The sequence below is a fragment of the Gordonia jacobaea genome (assembly GCF_965344965.1).
Taxonomy (GTDB): Bacteria; Actinomycetota; Actinomycetes; order Mycobacteriales; family Mycobacteriaceae; genus Gordonia; species Gordonia jacobaea.
In genome coordinates this window covers 667,380-691,123 of sequence record NZ_CBDRLS010000003.1, presented here as the reverse complement: position 1 = coordinate 691,123, position 23,744 = coordinate 667,380, and the positions used below count along the sequence as shown (strand labels likewise).

The 23,744-nt window shown below is 66.3% G+C and carries 19 protein-coding genes; 13 read left to right on the top strand and 6 right to left on the bottom strand.

Annotation, left to right across the window (positions count from 1 at the left end; translation table 11 throughout):
- The first annotated feature begins 137 nt into the window (after positions 1-137).
- On the top strand, positions 138-1,190 hold the full coding sequence (locus ACRVY7_RS13785) for a glycosyltransferase family 2 protein (protein ID WP_431817447.1): 1,053 nt from the start codon (positions 138-140) through the stop codon (positions 1,188-1,190).
- 255 nt (positions 1,191-1,445) lie between these two features.
- Here the strand turns inward: ACRVY7_RS13785 and ACRVY7_RS13780 are convergent, their stop codons facing one another.
- From ACRVY7_RS13780 to ACRVY7_RS13765, 4 genes are all read right to left on the bottom strand, one after another.
- Positions 1,446-2,069 (bottom strand): PIG-L deacetylase family protein, encoded by a 624-nt coding sequence (locus tag ACRVY7_RS13780; RefSeq protein ID WP_431817527.1) that lies wholly within the window; start codon positions 2,067-2,069, stop codon positions 1,446-1,448.
- A 53-nt stretch (positions 2,070-2,122) separates the two neighbouring features.
- Positions 2,123-3,583 (bottom strand): NADP-dependent phosphogluconate dehydrogenase, encoded by a 1,461-nt coding sequence (gndA, locus tag ACRVY7_RS13775; RefSeq protein WP_431817446.1) that lies wholly within the window; start codon positions 3,581-3,583, stop codon positions 2,123-2,125.
- Positions 3,584-3,687: 104 nt separating this feature from the next.
- Positions 3,688-4,638 carry a M56 family metallopeptidase gene (locus tag ACRVY7_RS13770; protein WP_049700681.1) on the bottom strand — a complete coding sequence of 317 codons (951 nt, stop codon included), beginning with the start codon at positions 4,636-4,638 and terminating at the stop codon, positions 3,688-3,690.
- 115 nt (positions 4,639-4,753) lie between these two features.
- Positions 4,754-5,152: a BlaI/MecI/CopY family transcriptional regulator gene (locus tag ACRVY7_RS13765; protein ID WP_005206837.1), complete on the bottom strand. Its 399-nt coding sequence runs from the start codon at positions 5,150-5,152 to the stop codon at positions 4,754-4,756.
- A gap of 252 nt (positions 5,153-5,404) precedes the next feature.
- Here ACRVY7_RS13765 and ACRVY7_RS13760 point away from each other — a divergent pair, with 252 nt between their 5' ends.
- The 8 genes from ACRVY7_RS13760 (at position 5,405) to ACRVY7_RS13725 (ending at position 11,878) form a co-directional block, all read left to right on the top strand.
- Entirely contained in the window at positions 5,405-5,836 is a 432-nt protein-coding gene (locus ACRVY7_RS13760; RefSeq protein WP_049700679.1) for a PaaI family thioesterase, read from the top strand.
- On the top strand, positions 5,833-7,080 hold the full coding sequence (locus ACRVY7_RS13755; protein ID WP_431817445.1) for a DUF6986 family protein: 1,248 nt from the start codon (positions 5,833-5,835) through the stop codon (positions 7,078-7,080). Before ACRVY7_RS13760 ends, ACRVY7_RS13755 begins: the two co-directional genes overlap by 4 nt.
- Positions 7,081-7,176: 96 nt before the next feature.
- Positions 7,177-7,479 carry an urease subunit gamma gene (locus ACRVY7_RS13750; RefSeq protein WP_064867661.1) on the top strand — a complete coding sequence of 101 codons (303 nt, stop codon included), beginning with the start codon at positions 7,177-7,179 and terminating at the stop codon, positions 7,477-7,479.
- Positions 7,480-7,657: 178 nt separating this feature from the next.
- Positions 7,658-7,987, top strand: coding sequence for an urease subunit beta (locus ACRVY7_RS13745; RefSeq protein WP_005206832.1), 330 nt, complete (start codon positions 7,658-7,660; stop codon positions 7,985-7,987).
- A gap of 1 nt (position 7,988) precedes the next feature.
- A complete protein-coding gene (locus ACRVY7_RS13740) occupies positions 7,989-9,707 on the top strand; it encodes an urease subunit alpha (protein ID WP_431817444.1) in 1,719 nt (572 codons plus the stop codon).
- A gap of 39 nt (positions 9,708-9,746) precedes the next feature.
- On the top strand, positions 9,747-10,415 hold the full coding sequence (locus ACRVY7_RS13735; protein ID WP_431817443.1) for an urease accessory protein UreF: 669 nt from the start codon (positions 9,747-9,749) through the stop codon (positions 10,413-10,415).
- A 69-nt stretch (positions 10,416-10,484) separates the two neighbouring features.
- Complete coding sequence (gene ureG, locus ACRVY7_RS13730) at positions 10,485-11,171, top strand: urease accessory protein UreG (RefSeq protein WP_005206829.1); 687 nt, start codon at positions 10,485-10,487, stop codon at positions 11,169-11,171.
- Entirely contained in the window at positions 11,171-11,878 is a 708-nt protein-coding gene (locus tag ACRVY7_RS13725; RefSeq protein WP_431817442.1) for an urease accessory protein UreD, read from the top strand. The genes ureG and ACRVY7_RS13725 overlap by 1 nt, the downstream gene beginning before the upstream one ends.
- A gap of 26 nt (positions 11,879-11,904) precedes the next feature.
- Here ACRVY7_RS13725 and ACRVY7_RS13720 read toward each other — a convergent pair whose 3' ends face one another.
- Positions 11,905-13,365: an NAD(P)/FAD-dependent oxidoreductase gene (locus tag ACRVY7_RS13720; protein ID WP_431817441.1), complete on the bottom strand. Its 1,461-nt coding sequence runs from the start codon at positions 13,363-13,365 to the stop codon at positions 11,905-11,907.
- A 176-nt stretch (positions 13,366-13,541) separates the two neighbouring features.
- A complete protein-coding gene (locus ACRVY7_RS13715) occupies positions 13,542-14,159 on the bottom strand; it encodes a GNAT family N-acetyltransferase (RefSeq protein WP_005206823.1) in 618 nt (205 codons plus the stop codon).
- A gap of 241 nt (positions 14,160-14,400) precedes the next feature.
- Here ACRVY7_RS13715 and ACRVY7_RS13710 point away from each other — a divergent pair, with 241 nt between their 5' ends.
- The 4 genes from ACRVY7_RS13710 to recD are packed head-to-tail and all read left to right on the top strand — an operon-like array spanning position 14,401 to position 23,731.
- Complete coding sequence (locus tag ACRVY7_RS13710) at positions 14,401-14,907, top strand: acyl-CoA thioesterase (protein WP_431817440.1); 507 nt, start codon at positions 14,401-14,403, stop codon at positions 14,905-14,907.
- An 18-nt stretch (positions 14,908-14,925) separates the two neighbouring features.
- Positions 14,926-18,378: an exodeoxyribonuclease V subunit gamma gene (recC, locus tag ACRVY7_RS13705; RefSeq protein WP_431817439.1), complete on the top strand. Its 3,453-nt coding sequence runs from the start codon at positions 14,926-14,928 to the stop codon at positions 18,376-18,378.
- Complete coding sequence (locus ACRVY7_RS13700; protein WP_431817438.1) at positions 18,375-21,863, top strand: UvrD-helicase domain-containing protein; 3,489 nt, start codon at positions 18,375-18,377, stop codon at positions 21,861-21,863. Before recC ends, ACRVY7_RS13700 begins: the two co-directional genes overlap by 4 nt.
- Positions 21,860-23,731 (top strand): exodeoxyribonuclease V subunit alpha, encoded by a 1,872-nt coding sequence (recD, locus tag ACRVY7_RS13695; RefSeq protein WP_431817437.1) that lies wholly within the window; start codon positions 21,860-21,862, stop codon positions 23,729-23,731. The genes ACRVY7_RS13700 and recD overlap by 4 nt, the downstream gene beginning before the upstream one ends.
- The last annotated feature ends 13 nt before the right edge of the window (positions 23,732-23,744 follow it).

The following is a 23,744-nucleotide window of genomic DNA, read 5'->3' as shown; positions in this document are numbered from 1 at the left end:
GTACCCGGCGAGGACTCGACTGCGATCGCCGGTTGTTGCCGTTCGGCGCGTCGGGCGATTGGAGTCTTTTCTTGCGGGCAAGGCTAGGCTAACTTTGCTGGCAAACCGCTGTGAAGTGACTGAGTACGAGGAGTGACGTGGGCAAGGTGGCGCCGACGCCCGGACCGACGCGCCTGTCGGTCGTCATTCCCGTGTATCGAAGTGCGCAGTACATCGAGCCGTGCCTGCGCGCGATCTTGAGCCAAACCCGGCCCGTCGACGAAGTGGTCCTGGTCGACGACCGCGGCGACGACGGGTCGATCGCGATGGCGACACGCATCCTCACGTCCGCTGATGTCGAACACCGCGTCGTCGAACTCGATCGCAATCACGGAGCGGGCTACGCGCGAAACGCGGGCGTGCGTGCCGCAACCGGTGACGTGATCTGGTTCTTCGACAGCGACGACCTCGCCGACCCCGCGTTCGCCGCCCGCATGCTCGACGCGCTGGTCCGCGAAGATGCCGACTTCGCCTCGTGCCGAACGATGTTCGTCGATCCGGTCGGCGCGGCTCTCGGAGTTGCCGAACCGCGACAACCACGTCAGGGGGCTGTCGACGGCAACGAATTCGCTCTCATGCTCATGCGGGGCAAGGTGAAGGCCTATCCACCCGCACGTTTGTTCCGGCGTGCGGTGCTCGGCGACGCGCCCTGGGACGAACGCAGAGCCTACGAGGACATGGCCGCAACGCTGCGCATCGCGCTGCGCGCCGACCGCGTCGCACTCGTCGACGAGCCGCTGCTCTGGTATCGGCAGCATCCCGAGTCGACGTCACAGGTCACCTGCACACATACCGCCGATGTCTTCGCGATGGGCGACGAAGTGGCCCGACTTGCCCCGGAGCTTCGCGAGCGCAACACGCTGTCGGGGTGGGGATCGAGCTGGCTGGAGGGGAGTCGGAACCGCTCGCTCGCCCGCGCGTTTCGATATCGGGAGGTGCTCATACCCGCCGCGCACATGGCGATGCGCGCCGCGCAGGCCAACTCCGGCGACCCCGACATCGTGCGATCTCTGATCGCGGAGTCGCGCCGGCGATCGTCGCTTGCCGACGTTGTCCCGCTGGTCGCCAGCGGCCAGTTGCGCTCCGCGGCGTTCGCGGTCGGCATGGCGGCGTCGCCATCGGCGTACGCGCGAGTGCTGCGCACCCGGTGACCGACCGCAGGCTCGTGGCGGGGCGGCGGGCTACGTACACAATCCGGTCGTCAGCGCGAGGCCGCGACAATTATTGTCGCGGCGTCCCGCTGACGTCGCAGTTGTGTACGCAGCGACCCCGCGCGGCCGTGTCCTGGTTGAGCATTCAGTGAGATCGGGTCGAGCTCGGCAGTCGAGGCCAGTGGTCGGCGCTGGACTCTGCCGCACGCTGCGGCGGCTCCCGCGCCGCCGTGCCTCGTGCGCATCCGGTGACTGTTAGAGGTTGCGGGTGACAGCCCAAAAACGTTCGGGTGCAACGATTTTGTTCATGTCGAACTGCGTGTTCTGCGTGGGGTAGCACTCAACGGCCGCGCGTTTGAGATCCATCGACCCGGCGGCCGGATGCACCTCGTCGAGCACGCATCCCCGCCAACGCAACACGTCGCGACTGGCCATCTCGTCGCTGCGGCTGTAATTGCAGTACGGCAGATCCGCGTACATCCACAGGGGAACCGGCACCCGTGCCGCAAGAACCGCGTTACGTACGAGCAGGTGGTCGGCATGCCTGATGCCGAGCGGTCCGATAACCACCTGTGGTCGGTGGGTTTCCACCAGTTCGGAGACCGCGCCGCTCAGCGCTCCGAGGTCGGCGCCACCGTACTGCTGGTCGAGGAAATCGAGATGTACCGCGCGACCACCGATCGTCGCGACGGCCTTCTCGTCCTCTGCTCGGCGGATGTCGAGTGCTTCGGTCGAAGACGCGAAGCCGGTCGAGCGATCCCATTCCGTGTGCTGAGGCGGATCGGGCCGCCCGGCCAACATGGTCACGACAACGACGTCGTCCATCGCCGACAGCGCTGCGCCGGCCGAATACACCGCATCGTCGAGATGCGGAGAGATGACCAGAACCCGCGACAGCTCCGCTGCGTTCAGTCGGTCTTCGCCCTCGACGTTCAGTCTGTCTGCACCTCGGTGCGATCCTGGCCCCAGAGTGTGTGGAACGTTCCGGGCTTGTCGATGCGCTTGTAGGTGTGGGCGCCGAAGTAGTCGCGCAGGCCCTGCGTCAGGGCGGCAGGCAGCCGCTCGCTGCGCAATCCGTCGTAGTAAGAGATCGACGAGGCGAATGCCGGTACGGGCACTCCCATCAGCGTCGCCGACGACACGACTCGGCGCCAACTGTCGAGTGACGACTCGACGGCGTCGGTGAAGTACGGCGCGAGCAGCAGGCTCGGCAGATCTTTGTTGTCGGCGTATGCGTCGCGGATTCGGTTCAGGAACTTGGCGCGGATGATGCAGCCCCCGCGCCAAATCGTGGCGAGCGCGCCGGGGTTGACGTTCCAGTCGTACTCCTGGCTGCCCGCGCTGATCTCGTCGAACCCCTGCGCGTAGGCGACCATCTTGGATGCGTAGAGCGCGCGGCGGATGTCCTCGATGAACTGCTCTTTGTCCTTGGGCGGTTCTGCCAGTGTTCCCGACGCCAGCGACGTTGCCGCAGAGCGCTGGTCGGAGGCGCTCGACAGCGCTCGGGCGAACACCGCCTCGGCGATTCCTGTCACCGGGATGCCGAGATCGAGTGCGGCCTTCACCGTCCATCGGCCCGTGCCCTTCTGGCCTGCCTGGTCGACGACGACGTCGACCAGTGGTTTCCCGGTCTCCGCGTCGACCTGGGCCAGCACCTGCGCGGTGATCTCGACCAGGTAGCTCTCGAGCTCACCCTTGTTCCACTCAGCGAAGACGTCGGCGATCTCGGCGGGCTCCATGCCGAGGCCTCGGCGCATCAGGTCGTACGCCTCGCCGATTAGCTGCATGTCGGCGTACTCGATGCCGTTGTGGACCATCTTCACGAAGTGGCCGCTGCCGTCGGGGCCGATGTGGGTGCAACAGGGCTCGCCGTCGACGTGCGCGGAGATCTTCTCGAGCATCGGGCCGACCGATTCGTAGGACACCGCGGGGCCGCCGGGCATGATCGACGGACCGTTGAGTGCACCTTCCTCGCCGCCGGAGATGCCCGCGCCGATGAAGTTCAGGCCGCGTTCGGCCATCGCCGCTTCGCGACGGATTGTGTCGGTGTAGAGGGAGTTGCCGCCATCGATGATGATGTCGCCCTTCTCCATCACGTCGGCCAGCTCACCGATGACCGCATCGGTGGGGTCGCCGGCCTTGACCATGATCAGCACGCGACGTGGCTTCTCCAACGCGTCGACGAACTCCTGCATCGTCTCGGTACGGATGAAGTTGCCCTCGCTGCCGTGCTCGTCGAGGAGAGCATCGGTCTTGGCGATCGAGCGATTGTGGAGTGCCACCGTGTATCCGTGGTGGGCGAAATTGCGGGCGATGTTGGAGCCCATGACTGCCAGCCCGGTGACTCCGATCTGGGCCTTCGATGACGCGGACGATGTGGCGGAGTTGGTCATGCCAATAGCCTATTGCCTCGAAGGCGTCCTGTGTTCTGTGGCGTCCGAAGTGTCGCAACCGCAGAGGTCGACTGTGTCCCACGTCGGCGCGGCCGACGAGAGCATCAGTGAGCCGAGACGAGCCTGCTCAGTTCGGTCAGCCACGGGATCGCGACGGCGAGCGTCGGTACCACCAGGATCGCGATCGCCCCAGAATATGCCACTGTGACCAACCAGATCGGCGCGCGATCGTGGCGGAGTCGATGAACGCGGGTCAGGGTTGTCGGGCCGCCGACGGCCATCGCGCCGCGTGGAGCGACGGCGTCGGCGCAGGCCACCAGCGCACGCCCGAGTGTCGTCGGCGCGGTCGCCCGAACGGCCTGGTCGTCGGCGAGGGCCTCGACGAGAAGCTCGACGGACCCGAGCGCCGAGGAACTGCGCACGAAGCGAGGGAACGCTTCATGAAGCGCAATGAACGCCTCGAGGACGAGGTCGTGGCGCGCTCGGAGGTGCGCACGTTCGTGCGCGATGACGGCGATGAGTTCGTCCCGGGAAAGTCGCGCCACGACGCCCTCGCTCAGCACGACGCGCTGGCGAATACCAGGCAGGCAGTACGCGAGCGGCTGCTCTACATCGATCATGCGGATATCGCGACCGAACAGCGGATGCGACTGATCGGAACGGTCGCAGCGGTCGAGGATGTCGATGAGTTGGCGATGTGTCGCCCGTCGCGCACGGGTACGTACGCCGACGCGAACAATGGTGAAGATCAAACGGGCGCCGATGAGCAGTGTCAGCGCGAAGACTCCGACATACGCAATCCACAGCGGAAGTCCGACCCGTTCGATCTCTCGCAGCGGGTGCGTCGTCGGCGTGCCGTCGGGGCCGGGGGAGAGCAGATTGGCCGCGATTGCCAGACCGCAACTGAACGCCGACAGCACGGCAGCGAGCGCGATCGCTTGCCAGAGCGTCATAGCTGCTCGGGGTGCACGGATCGGCCACTGGGCTCGCGACAACGCCTCAGGGGCAGGGCCGACGAAAACCAGCGTCATGATGCCGAAGAGCAGTGCGGTCATCGAGTGCTGTCCTAGCGGTGGGCTGTGGTGCTGGGTCGATCAGTAGCAGGGTGAATCAGTCGTGCAGGTAAATACATAGAACGAAAGCGAGTAAATCAACGGTACTGAAGCGAATCTAGCTGGTCTCTTGAGTTCCGCGGGCTGCTTCGAGTTCATCGAGCGCACGACGAAGCGCTGCGGCTTCGTCGGCGCCTACTCGACCGACGAAGCTCACGAGGGCCGCGTGCCGAGAGCCGGGGGCGTGCGCTTCGCTGAGCGCATCGACCATCAGCGACGCCACGAGGTCTTCGCGTGGATGGGTGGGGACGTACTTGTGGGCTCGGTCCTCGCGGATCTGCGTGACCAGGTTCTTCTTCGCCAGGCGCTGCAGCACGGTCATCACCGTGGTGTAGGCAAGGGAGCGATCCCGGGACAGGTCCGCGTGGACCTGGCGAACCGTCTGGGGTGTCGGACTCTCCCAGAGGGAGTCCATCACCGCACGCTCCAAGTCGCCCAATCCGTTCATCTTTCGCATTTTACTGCCGTTTCCTCTTCATGCTCGACGCCGGGGCCAACTCGTCCCGCGCGGTGCCTTGACAATGTTGGTAAGGCTAGCCTACGTTAATCACAACGTCGGACCGCGCGAGAGTCCTGAGGGCTGCAGAGACCCCCGGTCCACGTCGCGGTAAGCCCCACATCCCCAACGGGATGTGGGGCTTACTGGTTCCCGGGGAGCGGCACAGGGCCAGCGATGCTCGGCCGCGTGAGTCGTGACACTCTTGTTCGCATGACTGTTGACGACACGGACGATTTCACGAAGTTCGCGGGTAAGGGTCTCGACGCCCTGCTCGGCCTGCAGATCACCGACATCGACGACGACGGCGCGGTCACCGCGACTTTGGAGATCGATTCGCGACATCACCAGCCGTTCGGCATCGTGCACGGCGGCATCTACTGCGCAGTCGCCGAAAGCGTTGCCAGCACCAGTGGCTTCGTGTGGCTGTCCAAGCAGGGGCCGGGTCAGACCGCGGTCGGCGTCAACAACAACACCGACTTCCTCCGTTCCGTCAGCAGTGGCGTCGTCACCGCCACGTCGTCGCCGATTCATCGTGGACGCCGGCAGCAGCTATGGCGTGTCGAGATGTCCGACGACGCAGGTCGCCTCCTGGCCACGTCGCAGGTACGTCTGCAGAACATCGACCTGCCCGCGGGCGCGTGACGTCGCGGCATACGTTGGGCGCAGACGTCCGGCGCTCGGTCGAAGAGCTCCTCGCGCCCGTCGACGACGACCTCGCGGCCCAATACCCCGGCGACCGGGCCGAGCCGCAGCCGGTGCACACGGTGTACGTGAGCGCTGCGGATGTAGACGAACAGACGCCGCGGTCGTGGGGCGACGAGGCGCTTCGGATCGCCGACGCCTCGTCGGGTGTCCTAGGTGAACTCGCCGACGACGACGTGGTCGCGATCGTGCTCGAGCGGTTACGCACCAACCCGATCGAGGACCTCAGGATCGACCTTGAAGACGGTTACGGGTGGCGTCCGGACGCCACCGAAGATGCCGACGCGCGTCGGGCCGGTGAGGTGCTCGCCGCCTGGACTCACCAACGCCCCCACGCACCTCGGTCCGCGGGTGTGCGGGCCAAGGGGCTCGGGGTCGTCGAGCGCAACCGCGGTCTGCGCACGCTCGAACTGGTCCTCGACGCCGCGGGTGGGATCCCCGACGGTTTCGTGTTCACCGTGCCGAAGCTGCGCGACGTGCGGCAGGTCGATGCCGTGAACCTGCTGTGTGCCGAGTTCGAGCGCGTCCACGGCGTTCCGGTCGGGTCGTTGCGGTACGAACTGCAAATCGAGATTCCGCAGGCGATCCTCGGCCAGGACGGTCGTGCAACGGTTGCCGAGGCGGTGCATCGAGGCGCCCCGCGGCTGAGCGCGCTGCACTACGGCACCTACGACTACAGCGCAGCATGCGGAGTCGTCTCGGCTCAGCAATCCCTCGCGCACCCGGTCGCAGATCACGCCAAGAACGTCATGCAGGCCGCGGCCGCGCAGACCGGCGTCTGGCTCAGTGACGGCTCGACGCAGGTCATGCCGACCGGCGACGACGCCCAGGTCGCGGCGGCGTTGCGGCGCCACCATTCGCTGGTGCTGCGTTCACTCGAACGTGGCTACTACCAGGGATGGGATATGCATCCGGGGCATCTGATCACTCGCTGGGCCGCGGTGACCGGGTTCTACCGGTCGGCGATGCCGACCGCGGTGACTCGACTGCAGAGCTATTTCGAGCGACGTGGCGGCGACGTCGTCGACGAGCCGGCCACCGCGATGTCGTTGGCGCTGGTCGTCGGCCGGGGGTTGGCGGCAGGCGCGTTCACCGAGGACGAGGTCACGGCGATCGCTCCGCAGTGCACCGTGACCCGCCTCGCGCAGTTGCGCGCCACCGGCGGTGCACTCGTCGACGAGTGACGGCGCTTCGACGCGCCGCCGCGCAGCGCGCGTGGCAGTATGACCACACCAGCAGTGGGGTGTGTCGACCCCGGATCGTCGTGAAGAGGGGTTCAGGTGCGGCTGTCGCCACATGAACAAGAACGGTTGCTCATCTCCTACGCCGCGGAACTGGCCCGGCGCAGGCAGGGCAGGGGCCTGAAGCTGAATCACCCCGAGGCCGTCGCGTTGATCACCGATCACGTGCTCGAGGGTGCGCGGGACGGACGCAGCGTCGCCGAACTCATGGCATCCGGTCGTGAAGTCCTTGCTCGCGACGACGTGATGGACGGTGTGCCCGAGATGCTGCACGACGTTCAGGTGGAGGCGACTTTCCCGGACGGGACGAAGCTCGTCACCGTGCATCATCCGATCGGGTGATCCTGATGAACCACCGCGCGCCCGCGACGCTGACGAGCACGACGATGCGACAGCGCAGAGCATCGATGGCCCAGCGCAGAGCGCCGCAGAAGCGCACGGTTACAACGTTTTCCGAGTTCGTGATGCCGTGTCTCGGCGTGTCGGCGACACCCGCACGGCTGCCAGAACGAGAGGTGCCATGTCCGACAACAATCCCGCGGTGATCCCCGGCGAGGTGATCGCCGCACCGGGAACCATCGAGCTCAACGCAGGAGCCGACCCCGTGACGTTGACCGTCGTGAACTCGGGTGATCGACCCGTCCAGGTCGGGAGTCATGTGCACTTCCCCCAAGCCAATTCGGCGCTCGATTTCGACAGAGCCGCCGCGCGGGGCCGTCGACTCGACATCGCCGCCGGCACCGCGGTGCGATTCGAACCCGGCATCGAGATGACCGTGACGCTCGTACCGCTCGGCGGAACCCGTGAGGTGTACGGGATTTCGCTGGACGCGCCTGGAAAGGTTGACTGACATGGCAATTCTGGGACGCGACCGTTACGCACAGCTGTTCGGTCCGACGACCGGCGATCGAATTCGCCTCGCCGACACCGACTTGCTCATCGAGGTGACCGAAGATCGTTCCGGCGGACCGGGTCTCGCGGGCGACGAAGCGGTATTCGGCGGTGGCAAGGTGATTCGTGAGTCGATGGGACAGAGTCGCGCCACGCGCGCCGACGGCGCCCCCGACACCGTCATCACCGGTGTGGTCGTCCTCGATCACTGGGGAATCATCAAGGCGGACGTCGGTATTCGCGATGGCCGGATCGTCGCGCTGGGCAAGGCGGGTAACCCCGACACCATGGACGGTGTCGATCCCGATCTGGTGATCGGCGCCTCCACCGAGATCATCGCGGGCAACGGCAAGATCCTCACCGCGGGCGCCATCGACTGCCACGTCCACTTCATCTGCCCGCAGATCATGGACGAGGCGCTCGGCAACGGCATCACCACGCTGATCGGCGGCGGCACGGGTCCGGCGGAGGGGAGTAAGGCGACCACGGTGTCGCCCGGTTCGTGGCACCTCGCGTCGATGCTCGCCGCCACCGACGGCTGGCCGATGAACATCGCGCTGCTCGGCAAGGGCAACACCGTGAGTGCCGAGGCGATGCACGAACAGATCCGGGCGGGTGCGTCGGGATTCAAACTGCACGAGGACTGGGGGAGTACGCCCGCCGCGATCGACGCGTGTCTGCGCGTCGCCGACGAGACCGGGGTGCAGGTCGCCCTGCACTCGGACACCCTCAACGAGGCGGGCTTCGTCGAGTCGACGCTCGGTGCGATCGCCGGACGCAGCATTCACGCGTATCACACCGAAGGCGCCGGAGGCGGGCACGCACCCGACATCATCACTGTCGCATCGGTTCCGAATGTGCTTCCGAGTTCGACGAATCCGACGCGCCCGCACACCGTCAACACACTCGACGAGCACCTCGACATGTTGATGGTCTGCCACCACCTCAATCCGACGGTGCCCGAGGATCTCGCGTTCGCCGAGAGTCGTATCCGACCGTCGACGATCGCCGCGGAGGACCTGCTCCACGACCTCGGGGCGATCTCGATGATCGGTTCGGATTCGCAGGCGATGGGTCGCATCGGTGAGGTGGTGTTGCGTACCTGGCAGACCGCGCATGTGATGAAACGCAAACGCGGATCACTGCCGGGCGACGGCGCAGCCGACAACAATCGCGCGCAGCGCTACATCGCCAAGTACACGATCTGCCCGGCCGTCGCGCACGGGTTCGACTCCGAGATCGGGTCGGTGGAGACGGGTAAGCTCGCCGACCTCGTGCTCTGGGATCCCGCATTCTTCGGTGTCCGACCGGATCTCGTCATCAAGGGTGGCGCGATCGCGTGGGCACAGATGGGCGACGCGAACGCGTCCATCCCCACGCCGCAGCCGGTACTACCGCGTCCGATGTTCGGGGCGAGCGCACCGTTGGCTGCCGCGACGTCGATCAGTTTCGTCGCACCGGGCTGCGATCCCGACCTCGCCGAGCGAATCGGTGTGCGCCGCAAACTCGTTCCGGTCACCGACACGCGCGGAATCGGAAAAGCCGACATGACCAACAACGACGCGCGGCCGGAGATCACCGTCGATCCGGACACATTCACCGTCACTGTCGACGGCGAGGTGTGGGATGCGCCGCCCGTCACCGAACTGCCCATGGCACAACGCTATTTCCTGTTCTGAGTTGTTCATGCTCCCGCTCCGATCTCGAGAACCACACCCATGACCTCACCTGACCAACCATCGCGCTACGCGGGCGCGCCGCTGGCAATGATGTTGTCGCTGGCCGATTCTCGGCTGCCCGTCGGCGGGCACGTGCACTCGGGCGGCGTCGAACAGGCCATCGCCGACGGTTTCATCCGTGGTGTCAGCGATCTTGCGTCCTTCCTCCATCGCCGTGTCACCACGAGCGGTCTGGTTGCTGCGTCCATCGCTGCGGCGGTCGCCGACGGCGGCCTCGACGTCGAGCGTGCGCTGCAGGAAACGGACGCCCGCACGCCGTCGGCGGCCGCTCGCAAGGCGTCGATTGCTCAGGGCAGAGGAATGCTCCGATTGGCCAAACGCATGTGGCCGGAACGGGATTGGTCCTCGCACACGCCGACGACGCATCTGCCGGTCATCAGTGGCGCGGTGGGTGCGGCAAGCGCCTTGTCGGGATTTCACACCGCCCTCGTGCTCGTGTACACAACGATGAGCGGTTCGGCGACGGCGGGCCAGCGACTCCTCGCACTCGACCCCGCCGACGTGGCGCTCATGATCGCCGACCTCGGTCCCGAGTGCGAACGTGTCGCGGCGTCGGCGGCGGTGGGTCTCGCCGACCTGTCTGATCCGGTTCTCGACGTCTTCGCCGAACGCCATGAGCGACAACCGATGCCACTCTTCATGTCCTGACGTTAGCTTTCAATTCTTTCAACTCACGTAGTCCAACCCGCACTGTCCACAGTCACCGAAAGGATCACCATGCCACCGCATCTCATCGACGGAGAGCCGCACAGCCACGATCACGATCGTCCGCGACGTCACCGCGAGCCGGGCGAGGCGTTGCGGATCGGCGTCGGCGGGCCGGTCGGCTCGGGCAAGACGGCCCTGGTTGCCGCGTTGTGCCGCCAGCTTCGTGAGGAACTCTCCGTCGCGGTCCTGACCAACGACATCTACACCACCGAGGACGCAGACTTCTTGCGGCGCAACGCCGTTCTGCCCGACGAGCGCATCACCGCTGTGCAGACGGGTGGTTGTCCACACACCGCGATCCGCGACGACATCACGGCGAATCTCGACGCGATCGACGACCTGGTCGCAGCGAATCCACCGCTCGATCTGATTCTGGTCGAATCCGGTGGCGACAACCTCACCGCAACCTTCTCGACCGGCTTGATCGACGTGCAGATCTTCGTGATCGACGTCGCCGGTGGCGACAAGGTCCCCCGCAAGGGCGGACCGGGCGTCACTTTCTCGGATCTGTTGGTGATCAATAAGACCGACCTCGCCGAGCGGGTCAATGCCGATCTCGACGTCATGCGTCGCGACGCCGCCAAGGTTCGCGACGACCGACCGACCGCGATGATCTCGTTGACCGACGACCCGGCGGCCACCGATGTGTTGGCGTGGGTTCGCACGCAACTCGCGGCCCCCGTGGCGACGGGGTAATGCGCACCAGAGTCGAGATCGTCGTCGAGCACGGTCGGCGTTTCCGACACCGGGCATCCGGTGGACTGGCCGTGCGCCAAACGGGTTCGCAGGCAGCGCATCTCATCGGAACGGCGGCAACTCCGCTCGGCGGTGACGACATCGAGGTGCGCGTCATCGTCGAAGCGGGCGCCCACCTCGACCTCAGCAGTGTTGCCGCGACCATCGCGCTGCCGTCGACGCGGCGTGTCGATTCGACGATGTCGTGGCACATCGAACTCGGGCCAGGCGCCCGGTTGCACCTGCATCCAGAGCCGACCGTCGTCGCGGCCGGTGCTGATCATCGGTCGGAGATCGTGGTCGGAATGGCCGATGACGCGATCCTCACCCTCGCCGAGGATGTGCAGATCGGGCGTTCCGCGGAATTCGGCGACAAGGACGCCGCCGGGCGCTGGGAGGGCGGACTGCACGTCGATGTCGGTGACGCCCCCGCGCTGCGACACCGGGTCGCGCTAGGTGTCGGCTCCACCGCCCATCGGACCGGCCTTCGCGCGGCCAGCAGCGTCTTCCGTTACCCGGATACGCGCGATGATCAGGTCGACGGAGAGGCTTTCGCCGCCCGCCTGAGCTTGGCGTCGGGCGGATCGCTCGCTACCGCACTCGGAGAGAACGTCGCACAGACACGGCGCCTCGTCGACGAGATGGAACTCGCGACGATGGCGCCGTGACCTGAACTTAGAAGTCGAGCAGGCGGTCAGCTCGCCTTGGTATCGGTTTTCTTCGCGACCTCGGCGTCGGCCTCCGGTTTCGTCGCGTCGGCCCCGACCGATTCGCCCTCGACCTCGTAGATGGGCTTGTTCTCGAGTTCGGAGAGATGCCCGATGGCGGTGCGGGCGTAGACCTGCTGCTCGGTCACCGCGAGTTGGGTGCGACCGCGGGTGCTGAACGCGAAGAACCAGTTGATCAGCGTGTTGAGGCGGTTACGGAAGCCGACCAGGTAGACCAGGTGCAGCGCCAACCAGCCGACCCATGCGAAGTAGCCTTCGGTCTCGAACCGCTTGTCGGTACCCGGAATCGGAACCGACATCACCGCGGAGAAGCGCGAGACCGTCGCCATCGAACCCTTGTCGTGGTACGAGAACGGCTTGCGCTGTTGCGGAGTCTGACCCTTGAGCTCGTTCTTGATGCAATCGGCCGCGTACCGACCACCCTGGATCGCGCCCTGCGCCATGCCCGGCACACCCTCGACGGACATCATGTCGCCGACGACGAAGACGTCGGGGTAGCCGGGGATCGACAGGTCGGCGAGCACCTTGACGCGGCCCGCGCGATCGAGTTCGACGCCCGACTGCTCTGCGAGTTGCTTGCCGAGCGGGCTGGCCTGAACACCGGCCGACCACACCTTGCACTGCGACTCGATTCGACGGGTCGTGCCGTCCTTTTCCTTCACCACGAGACCGTCGTAGTCGACGTCGACGACCATTGCGTTGAGCTGGATCTCGACGCCGAGCTTCTCGAGGCGCTTGGCGGCCTTGGATCCGAGCTTCGGACCCATCGGCGGAAGGACGGCGGGCGCGGCGTCGAGCAGGATCACCCTCGCCTGGGTGGGATCGATGTTGCGGAATGCGCCCTTGAGGGTCTTGTCGCTCATCTCGGCGATCTGCCCTGCGAGTTCGACACCCGTCGGTCCGGCTCCCACGACGACGAATGTGAGCAGCTTGTCGCGCTCGGCCGGATCGTCGGACAATTCTGCCTGCTCGAATGCACCGAGAATCCGACCTCGCAGTTCGAGCGCGTCGTCGATCGTCTTCATGCCGGGGGCGAACTCGGCGAACTGGTCGTTGCCGAAGTACGACTGATCGGCGCCTGCCGCGATGATCAGTTTGTCGAAGGGCGTCTCGGTCACTCGCTCGAGCAGACGCGACTTGACGACCTTGTTCTTCAGATCGATCTCGAAGACGTCACCCATGATGACGGCGGTGTTGTTCTGCTTCCGCAGTACCACGCGGGTTGCCGGAGCGATTTCACCCTCGGCGACGATTCCGGTCGCAACCTGATAGAGCATGGGCTGGAACAGATGGTGCGTGGTCTTGGCAACCAACGTGACGTCGACGTCGGCCTTGCGGAGTCGCTGCGCGGCGAACAATCCGCCGAATCCCGAGCCGATGATGACGACACGGGGACGAGCGGGGGCTGTCGGAGCGGGGCTGCTCATGATCGAGAACATCTCCTTCGCGCATTGCAGGAACGACGCGCAGGGCGCGCGTACATCTCAACGGTAGTCAATGATCAGTCGTAGGTCGCGGTGAGCCTTGGGTTGACGCCGAACTGCTCGCGCGGCCGTGTTGCGGACGGCGTCACGTATGTCTGATGTGGCACGTCACCCCGACGTCACGCTGGAAGGTTCATCACCTGGTGTCGACGTGCGTCGGCGCCCATGACCAGCGCTTCCCAATGGTGTCTGAGCAGCTCGTACTCGAGTTCTCCGAGGTTGTCGCGATTCCCGTGAGCATGCTCGTACCGCCTGCCGAGGTGGTCGCCGCCCGCGCGAACGCCCGACACCCGCATACCGAGCTTTTCCATCACACGTCGCGACGAGGAATTGCGCAGAGTGGTGCTCGCGAAGACACGCTCGGTATGCAACTCGTCGAATGCGAGTCCGACGACGGCGCGGGCAGCCTCGGTGGCGAGGCCACGGCCCCACGTGTCGCGGCGCAGCCGATAGCTCAGCTCCATCTCCGAGCGCTGACTGTGGCGCGGCGCCCGCAGGAGCACCCAGCCGAGAAATGCCTGATAGCGCTGGTCGATGGCGATCCACATCCCACCCCGACCGGTGCTCAGTTCCGCTCGGGCGCGGGGAATGACCCAGTCGGAGATCTCGGCACGCGGCGTCGGGCGCCCGTCCGAGACAAATCGCATGACCTCGGGATCGGAGTCGAGAAACACGAGCGCATCGACGTCGGTCGAGTCGACCGGTCGCAGCCGTAGACGGCGAGTCTCAACGTTCACACATCCCCCAAGAAAACCGAGCGTGCCGGGCGGTTCGTGGCCCCCTGCAAGTCTCTCCCCGGTCAGGGAGTCTACGTAGTCTCAGCCCGAGCCGGGTCAGATCATCGCGGTGTGTCGTGCGCGTCTCCGACGCGGTGTGCCAAGTGCGTCTCCGACGCGGTGTGTCGTGCGCGTCTCCGACGCGGCGCCTGTCGAAGACTCCCCGCCGCCGATGTCGGTTCCGCCGGATAGGCTGCGGAGCGTGTCAGATACCACTATTCCCATCGTCGGTAGCGGGCCCGGTAGCGAACCAGCCGCCGACGCCAGCCCCGGCACGGTGTCGCCGTCGGGTGCAACCACGGTCTCCCTACAGTTGCGCTGGGGCGATATGGATGTCAACAAACATGTCAACAACGTGCAGTTCGCTCGGCTTCTCGAAGAAAGCCGTGTGCGCACGTTCGCGGAGTGGTTCGAGGGGGTATCGGTAGTGCTACCGATACTGGTCGCGCGTCAGATCATCGAGTTCCGCGCAGTGCTCGAGTACTCGTTCGACCCGGTCACCATCACCACCGGCGTCTCGCGAATCGGGCGGACGTCGTACACGATGTCAGCCGTCCTGACCGATCCGTCCGGTCTCGTGTGCGCCGTTGCCGAGACCACGCTCGTCGCCATCGACCCGAGTACTTCTCGCCCGCGACCCCTCTCCGAGGATGCCCGCGCCATTCTCGAATCGCATCGCATCGAGCCGCAGCCGATGCACACGAACTAACCGCGGTTGGAATCACCCGTGTTGACCCTTCACCGCGCAGAGCGCAGCGATACCCTCGCCGACGCACTCGCCGACGTACTGCGGGTTCCGCTTGCAGATCCGATGGCAACCGAGGTCATCTCAGTGCCTGCGCGCGGCGTCGAACGATGGCTGACCCAACACCTCGCGACCACATTGGGCGCAGGCGCCGGCGGAACCGATGGGATCGCCGCGAACATCGACTTCTCGTCACCCGCGGCACTGAGCGAGGCCGTGGTGGATGCCGTGCGCACAACACCGCGTTCGCATGCGGGACCGTACGGCCGTCACGATCCCTGGGAGCCAGGGCGAATGGTGTGGCAGGTCCTCGCCGTTCTCGACGAGAACATCAACGATCCGGCACTCGACATCATTGCGCGACATATCGGTTCGGGCCGCGCCGGGACGGGCCGTTCGGGTCGCGCCGCGACGGGCGGCGACAACGACCTGCGGGTCGGCCGACGCTTCGCCACCGCCCGTCATCTCGCCGACCTCTTTGATCGATACGGACGCCAGCGTCCCGCGATGCTGGTCGAATGGGCCACCGGCCACGACACCGACGGAACCGGTACCGAACTCGCATCGGACATGGTGTGGCAGGCACGTTTCTGGCGGGCGGTGCACGCGCGGATCGGCGTCGACCATCCCGCGCTTCTCCTCGACGACGTGTGCGCACGCGTGCGCACCGATCCGGATTCGGTCGATCTTCCCGAACGCCTGAGTGTCTTCGGCACGACTCGCGTCACCGAATCATTCCGACAAATACTGTCGGCGCTCGCGACGCACCGCGATGTGCACCTCTTCCTCCCGCACCCCTCGCCTGCACTCTGGTCATCGGTGGCGCGCGCCACTACACAGACGGGCGCAGTGGCATCGGAGACCGTCGATCAGGTGCCGCGCCGCGCCGACCGGCCGATCCCCGCGATCGATCATCCGCTGCTCGCCGGGCTGTCGCGCGACGTCCAGGAACTCCAGCAACGCATAGCTCCGATCGTCGACAGGGATATCCATCACGAGCCGCACGTCGAGGCGGGCGACCGTCTGGCACGTCTGCTGCCGCGCCTTCAGGCCGACCTACGCGACGACACCGTGCGCCCGGCTACAGCGTCGGCCGACTCGTCGCTGGAGATACACGCGTGCCACGGTCCCGAACGACAGGTCGAGGTCATGCGTGACAGGCTGCTGCACTTGTTCGTCGACGATCCGACTCTCGAACCGCGCGATGTCCTCATCATGTGTCCCGACGTCGAGTCGTTCGCACCACTGATCCGTGGTGCATTCGGTCAATCCGGACTCGACCACCCGGCATTCGAACTCAGGGTGCGCCTTGCCGACCGCGGTCCGCGCCAGATGAACCCCGTCCTCGACGTCGTCGCGTCGATCGTCGAACTCGCCGCGACCCGAGCAGCGGCAGGCGACGTCGTCGACCTGTTGAGTCGTTCGCCGGTTCGTTCGCGATTCGCGATCGACGACGACGATCTCGACATGATTCGGGAGTGGTTGGCGCACAGCAACATTCGCTGGGGTCTCGGAGAGAACGAACGCGCCCGATTCGGGCTGTCCGGGTTTCGACAGGGCACTTTTGCCAGCGGTGTTGATCGCATCGCACTCGGAGCGGTCGCCGAGGAGGCCGACGGCGAGTGGTTGGGAACAGCGCTCCCGCTGGCAGGTGTGGAAAGCACCGAGATCGACCTGGTGGGCACGTTCACCGAGTTCGTCGACCGGCTGTCAGACCTCTTCGACCGCATGGGCGGGCGCTCCTCCCGTGCCACGTGGCTGCAGACGCTGATCGACGTCGTCGACCAGCTCACCTTGTCCGCTCCCGGCGAAGAATGGCAACGGGCACAGGCGGTTCGGGTGATCACAGATGCGCTCGACGCCGATGACTCCGATTCACAGGAATTGCTGTTGGCCGACGTCCGTGACCTCATGGCCGGGGTGGTAGCGGGGAGGCCGACGCGCGCCAACTTTCGGACCGGCGAACTGACCGTCTGCACCATGGTGCCGATGCGTTCGGTCCCACACCGGGCGATCGTGCTCCTCGGGGTCGATGCCGACACCTTCCCACGTGCCCAGCGCACCGACGGCGACGATGTCCTCGGCCGTGATCCGCTTGTTGGAGAACGAAATCCGCGCGACGAGGATCGTCAGCTATTCCTCGACGCGATCGGTGCCGCACGTGATTCGCTCCTCGTGTTCTACAACGGGGCCGACCCGGTGAGCGGAAGCCGCATCCCGCCGGCGGTGGTCGTCAGCGAACTCGCCGAGAGTGTCGCCACCCTGCGAGGACTCGATGATCCGTCCGACGTTGTCATCAGCCACACTCTGCACGGATTCGATCGGCTCAACTTCACGCCCGGCGCACTGGGTTCGATACCCGCGCCGTTCAGCTTCGACGCCGAATTGCTGGCGGGCGCACGGGCTCTCGACGCAGATACGGTGCCGTCTACGCGACTGTCCGACGTCGAAGTCGGCGCAGCGGAATCCGCCGACATCGAATTGCGCGACCTCGTCGCGTTCCTCACGAACCCGATCGAGGGCTTCGTGCGCCAGCGACTCGGCGCACGTATGCCAGACGACGATCGAGCACACTCCGACGAACTCGACGTGGAACTCGACGCCCTCGACAGGTGGGGCGTCGGCGACCGATTCCTTCGACACATGCTCGCCGGCGACGACCTCGTCACCTGTCAGGCCGCCGAATTGCGGCGTGGCAATCTGCCCCCGTACGAATTCGGGCGCCGCGAATTGGCCGAGATCACCGAGACCGTCTCGCGTGTGTACGACGCTGCCGCTTCGGTACGCACGCAGCCACCGGTCACCCGCGACGTCGTCGTCGCGTTGCCCGACGGTCGTCGTGTCCACGGCAGCATCGCCGACATCGTCGAGAACTCGCCGTTCGGTACGACGATCGTCACCGCGACGTACTCGCGTGTGCGGGCCAAGCAACGCATGACCGCGTGGTTGGGGTTGCTGCTTCTCGCGGCGTCGGCCACCGACGCGCCACCACCGTCGGCGCTAGTCGTCGGTCGCGGTGGCGCGGGGGCGGTTGCACAGTCCATGCTGACTGCCCCCGACGACGCACGCGGCGTGCTCAACGATCTCGTGCGTCTGCGCGATCTCGGGTTACGCTCGCCGCTTCCGCTACCACTCGAACCTGCTGAGGAGTACGCAACCAAGGTGCGTGCGGGTGTGCGGTCCGACGCGGCGGTGGCGATCGCACGACGCAACTTCGACGGGATGTTCGGCGCGGGCACCGACACCTACCTGCGATTCGTGTTCGGGGCCGACGTCACGTCGTCGGTCGCATTCGACGAGATCCTGCGGATGTCGACCTCCGACGACTTCCGATGGGCGGACGTCGACGTGCCGGGAGAGCCCGACGCGCCTCTGTTCACCAGGCTTGCCCGCGCGCTCTGGAATCCGCTCCTCGACCACGAGACGATGTCATGACCGGCGCGCACACGGCCCCCGACACGGAAAGCCCGCGGCCGGCAAACGCCGCTGCGCAGCAGCGATTGGATGCCGCTGCGCCGCAGCCATTCGACGTAGTGGCACCACTGCCAGGGGGCACGACCGTCCTCGAGGCGAGCGCGGGTACGGGCAAGACGTACGCGATCGTCGGCGTCGCGGCCCGACAGATCGCCGACGGTCTCCCGATCGACAAACTGCTGCTGGTCACGTTCAGTCGATCGGCGACCGCCGAGCTGCGCGAGCGTATGCGTGCTCGCCTCGCCGAACTCGTCGTCGCGCTCGACCCGTCCCGCGTGCACTCCGATCGTGACGGCGACGACGACCCTGTTCTGCGTGCCGTGCTGACCGGAAGCCCCGGCGAGATCGCAACGCGCCGTGGGCGACTTATGCAGGCGCTCTCCGATTTCGACGCGTCGACGATCGCGACGACACACACGTTCTGTAACCGGATGCTCGAAGCGCTCGGCTTCCTCGGCGAACGCGAACTGATCTACGACGTCGTCGAAGACACCGACGACATCGTCGAACAGACAGCGCTCGATCTGTACCTGTCGTCGTACGCGGGTGATTCCGACCGCCCGCCCTTCTCCGTCGGTGAGGCGATGGCGATCGCCCGTGAAGCCGTCCGCAGCGCAGGGGTTCCGCTGGCTCCGCAACCCGACGACGCAGCAGACGCCCGACCGTCGGCCGCAACCCAGCGGGTGCGTTTCTGCGAGCGCGTCCGAAACCGTGTCGAGCGTCGAAAGCGTCTCGCGCGCCTGCGAACCTACGACGACCTCCAGATGATCCTCTACCGGGTCGTCACCGATCCGGAGTTCGGGGAGGCGGCGTGCAAGCGCATCAGGGAGTCGTTCACGCTGATTCTCGTCGACGAGTTCCAGGACACCGACCCGTTCCAGTGGGAGATCCTCCGGCGCTGCTTCCATGGCCATCGACAATTGGTCCTCGTCGGTGATCCGAAACAGTCGATCTATGCGTTCCGCGGGGCGGAGGTCCGCAGCTACCTGACGGCTGTCGACGTCGCCGATTCGCTCCGTGCGCTCGACACGAACCACCGTTCCGACGCCGATCTCGTGACCGCGCTGGATCGGATCTACGGCGGCGCCAGCCTCGGCGATCGATCGATCACGGTGCATCCCGTTCGGGCCGCGCGGTCGGGGAGTCGGCTCTCGGGTGCACCGGCGCTGCGGGTACGTGCGCTGTCGCGAAGTGATTTCACCGTCCGTGGAAAGAGCGGGTACCCGTCGGTCGCCGATGTCCGGGCCGCGATCACTGCCGACGTCGCGAACGACATCGCGCGGTTACTCGCCTCCGACACACTGCTCGACACCGGCGACGGACCACGCGCTGTCACACCGGGCGACATCGCGATTCTGGTTCGCACCAACGGCACGATCGAGCCGCTGCAGCGAGCGCTTGCAGAGCTCGGCGTCGCATCGGTCGTGGGCACCGGGACAAGTGTCTTCCGTACGATCGGCGCGCTGCACTGGCTGTGGGTGATCCGAGCGATAGAGCAACCCGCGCGTGCCGACCGGGTCCGACTGGCCGCCCTGACGCCCCTGATCGGTTGGGAAGCAAGCGAACTCGCGGCAGCGTCGGACACTCGGGTGGCAGAGCTATCGTCGACGTTCGCCGAACTCGGTCGAGTCTTCGCCGACGGCGGATTCGCTGCGCTGTCCCAACGTCTCCTCGCTGCCGAGAACGTCGCCGCGCGCGTGCTCGGCATCGACGACGGCGAACGCGCACTGACCGACCTGCTGCAGGTGGCGTCACTGGTGAACAAGCACGTCGTCGAGACGGAGTGCGGTTTGGCAGGCGTCGTGGAGTGGCTCGCCGATCGGATCGCCGATGAGTCACAGTGGCGGCGCCATGAAGATCAGACCCGACGTCTCGACCGCGACACGCACGTCGTGCAGATCATGACCGTGCACGCGAGCAAGGGACTGCAGTTCCCGATCGTGTACGTACCGTTCGGGTGGGACGCCGCGCGAGTCTCGAAGCCGAAAACCTTTCGCTACCACGACGATGCCGGTCGTCGTCATCTCGACGTAGGTGGCGAGGGCACCCGCGGCTGGGGTGAGCGGATCGCCCGTCGTAACGACGAAGAAGCGGGGGAGGACCTGCGCCTGCTCTATGTTGCATTGACGCGCGCCGCATCTCAGGTGGTCGTGCACTGGGCGCCGTCCTTCAATACGTCGAAGGGCCCGCTGCACCGATTGTTGTTCGGACGGCACCAGGCGGGAGGTGGCGCCGACGACGGGACGGTGCCGACCTCGGTGAACGTGCCGGACGACCACGCGTGTGTGTCGACGCTGCGTGCGCTTGCGGCCGATCCGCCGGTCTCGATCAGTGTCGAGCACGCCGATGGCTCGCAGGCACCGGTGTGGACACCTCCGGACCACGCGGATCGCCATGACGAACTCGACGTCGCGCGGTTCACCCGCACGATCGACCAGCAGTGGCGTCGCACCTCGTACTCAGCCCTGATCGCCGGTGCCGCGCACCGGCATCCGACCCTGACGACCGGTAGCGAACCCGACGTCGGCTCCGCTGCCGACGGTGAGTTGATCACCGACGAGCCCGCCGATCCCGTCGACCCCGACGATCCTTACGCGGCAACGGATCCGGCAGCCGGACAGGTTTCGGAGCTCCCCGACGGGACGCCGTCGCTGATGAATGGAATGCCGTTCGGAGCGGCCTTCGGAACCCTCGTCCACGAGGTGCTCGAGTACGTCGACACCGCGGCGCCCGACATCGACGACCACGTTCGCGAACTGTGCATGACGTCGGCGGCCAGGCATGCGCTCGACGTCGACGTCGCCGACCTAGCCGCCGCGCTGCGTGCCGTGCTGACGACTCCGCTGGGGTCGCTCGAGGCCACCCTGTGGTCGATCAAGCCGCGAGATCGACTGGCCGAATTGGACTTCGAATTCCCACTCGGCAACGCGGTGTCGACCCCGGCCGCCGCGGCAGTCCTGTCCGACGTCGCGGCTTTGATGAATCACCATCTGCCCGAAGACGATCTGCTACGCGACTACGCCGAGTCGCTCGCCGAGATGCCGCCGCGCGCGCTGCGCGGCTATCTCACCGGAAGTATCGACTCGGTGCTACGTACATCCGACGGCCGGTACGTCGTCGTCGACTACAAGACCAATCGGTTGCGTCCGGGCGAGCTGAACGCGGACGACTTCACCGCCGAGGCGATGGCCGCGGAGATGATCGGCGCACACTATCCGCTGCAGGCTCTGCTCTATTCCGTTGCGCTGCACCGGTATCTACGTTGGCGACTACCCGGTTACACACCCGGCGAGCACCTCGGTCCAGTGCAGTATCACTTCGTGCGGGGGATGGTTGGCGCCGATACCCCGCCGGGTTGTGGGGTCTACGAGTGGGACATCCCCACCGGGTTGGTCACCGCGTTGTCAGACCTGCTCGCAGGAATCGAAGGGGGCGACGACCGATGACCACCGAGACCCCTCAGTTACTGGCGGTGAACGATGCGCGGCGAGTCCGCGACGCCAACGGCATCCTTGCCGAAGCGAACGCCGCGGGCCTTTTCGTGGCATCGGATCTGCACATCACCTCGCGCGTGGTCCGCATGTGCGGCGAGCCGGTGTCGGTCGCGGCTCAGGTTGCCACCGCGCTCGCCGTGCGCTCGGTGCGTCTCGGGTCGACGTGTTTCGCGCTTGCCTCCGTCGACGATCTCCCGGGCGTGGGATCGCTCGCGCTTCCGAGTGCCGCCGAGATGCTCGCCGAACTGCGGGATTCTCCGCTTATCGTCGGCGCTCGCGGGTCCACACTGCAGCCCGTCGTGCTGATGGATTCAGACGACGGTCCGTTGATCTATCTCCAGAAGTACTTCCGCCAGGAGCAGTCGATCCGTGAGACGCTCGCCAACCGAGCGACCAGTGCGCCCGATGTCGATGCGGCAGCGGTGCGGGCGCAGGTCGAGGAGGTGTTCGCCGACAGCACCGCAGAGCCTCGGCAGCGCCTCGCGGCTGAGGTTGCCGCCTCGCACTGGACGTCGATTCTCGCCGGTGGGCCGGGAACGGGAAAGACGTACACGGTCGCGCGGATTCTTGCCGTTCTGGACAACCTCGCTGTTCTCGACAACGTCGCCGGAGGTGGCCTGCGCATCGGCATGTGCGCGCCGACCGGTCGAGCGGCGGCCCAGTTGCAGGCGTCGGTCGACCTTGACGGGACGTTGCCCACCTCGGTGCGGGCGGTGACAGTGCACAGCCTCCTCGGCTGGCGTCCGGGCTCGACGCCCCGCTACGGACGGGCCAACAAGCTGCCGCACGACGTGATCGTCGTCGACGAGACGTCGATGCTGTCGATGACCGCGATGAGCAGACTGCTCGACGCCGTCCGCTCAGACGCTCGGCTGATTCTCGTGGGCGATCCCCACCAGCTGGCCTCGGTGGAAGCGGGTGCAGTCCTTGCCGACCTCGTCGAGCGTGCGCCCGGCCCGCCACCCCCGTCGGCGTACCCGACGATGCCGCTCGACCCGTCGATCGAGTTGGATGCCGACGAATCGGCGCGTCTGAGTGACGGAGTTGTCACGCTGCGTCGCGGGTTTCGATTCGGCGGTGAAATCTCCCGCGTGGCCGATGCGGTCAATCGTGGCGACGCGGATGCCGTCGTCGACCTGGTCACCTCGCCTGAGATCGCCGACGTACAGCTCGTCGCCCCTGACAATCTCGACTACGTACGCGACGACATCGTCGCCTGGGGCAGGGCGCTGCACCGCGCGGCGCACACCGGAGACGTCGATGCCGCGTTGGCCGCGCTCGATTCGCACCGGGTTCTGTGCGCGCATCGTGAGGGGCTATGGGGCGTTCGCGGCTGGCAACGACGCGTTGCCGACTGGCTGTCGGAGTCGCCGGGCCTTCCGCGGATCGAGCTCGACACGATGGTGTGGTCAGTGGGTGAGCCGCTGCTCGTGACGTCGAACGACCGGCAGACCGGGACGTTCAACGGCGACTGCGGAGTGGTTGTCCGTACCGGTGACGAGACCGATCCCGACCGGGTGCAGGTCGCGTTCCGCCGCGGCGCGCAGGAGCGCCTGATCGCCCCGGTGCAACTGCCAGATGTCGCACCCGCGTACGCGATGACGATTCACCGCAGCCAGGGAAGCCAGTTCGGAGGTGTCACCATCGTGCTGCCGCCCGCGGGCTCAGAGCTGCTGACCCGTGAACTCCTCTACACCGCGATCACGAGGGCACGTACTCGCGTGCGGATCGTCGGAACGCGAGAAGTATTGGCCGAGGCCGTTACTCGCCGTGTTCATCGGGCAAGTGGGTTGCGGTCGTCGGTCCGGGACTTGGCCTGATTCAGATGTCCTC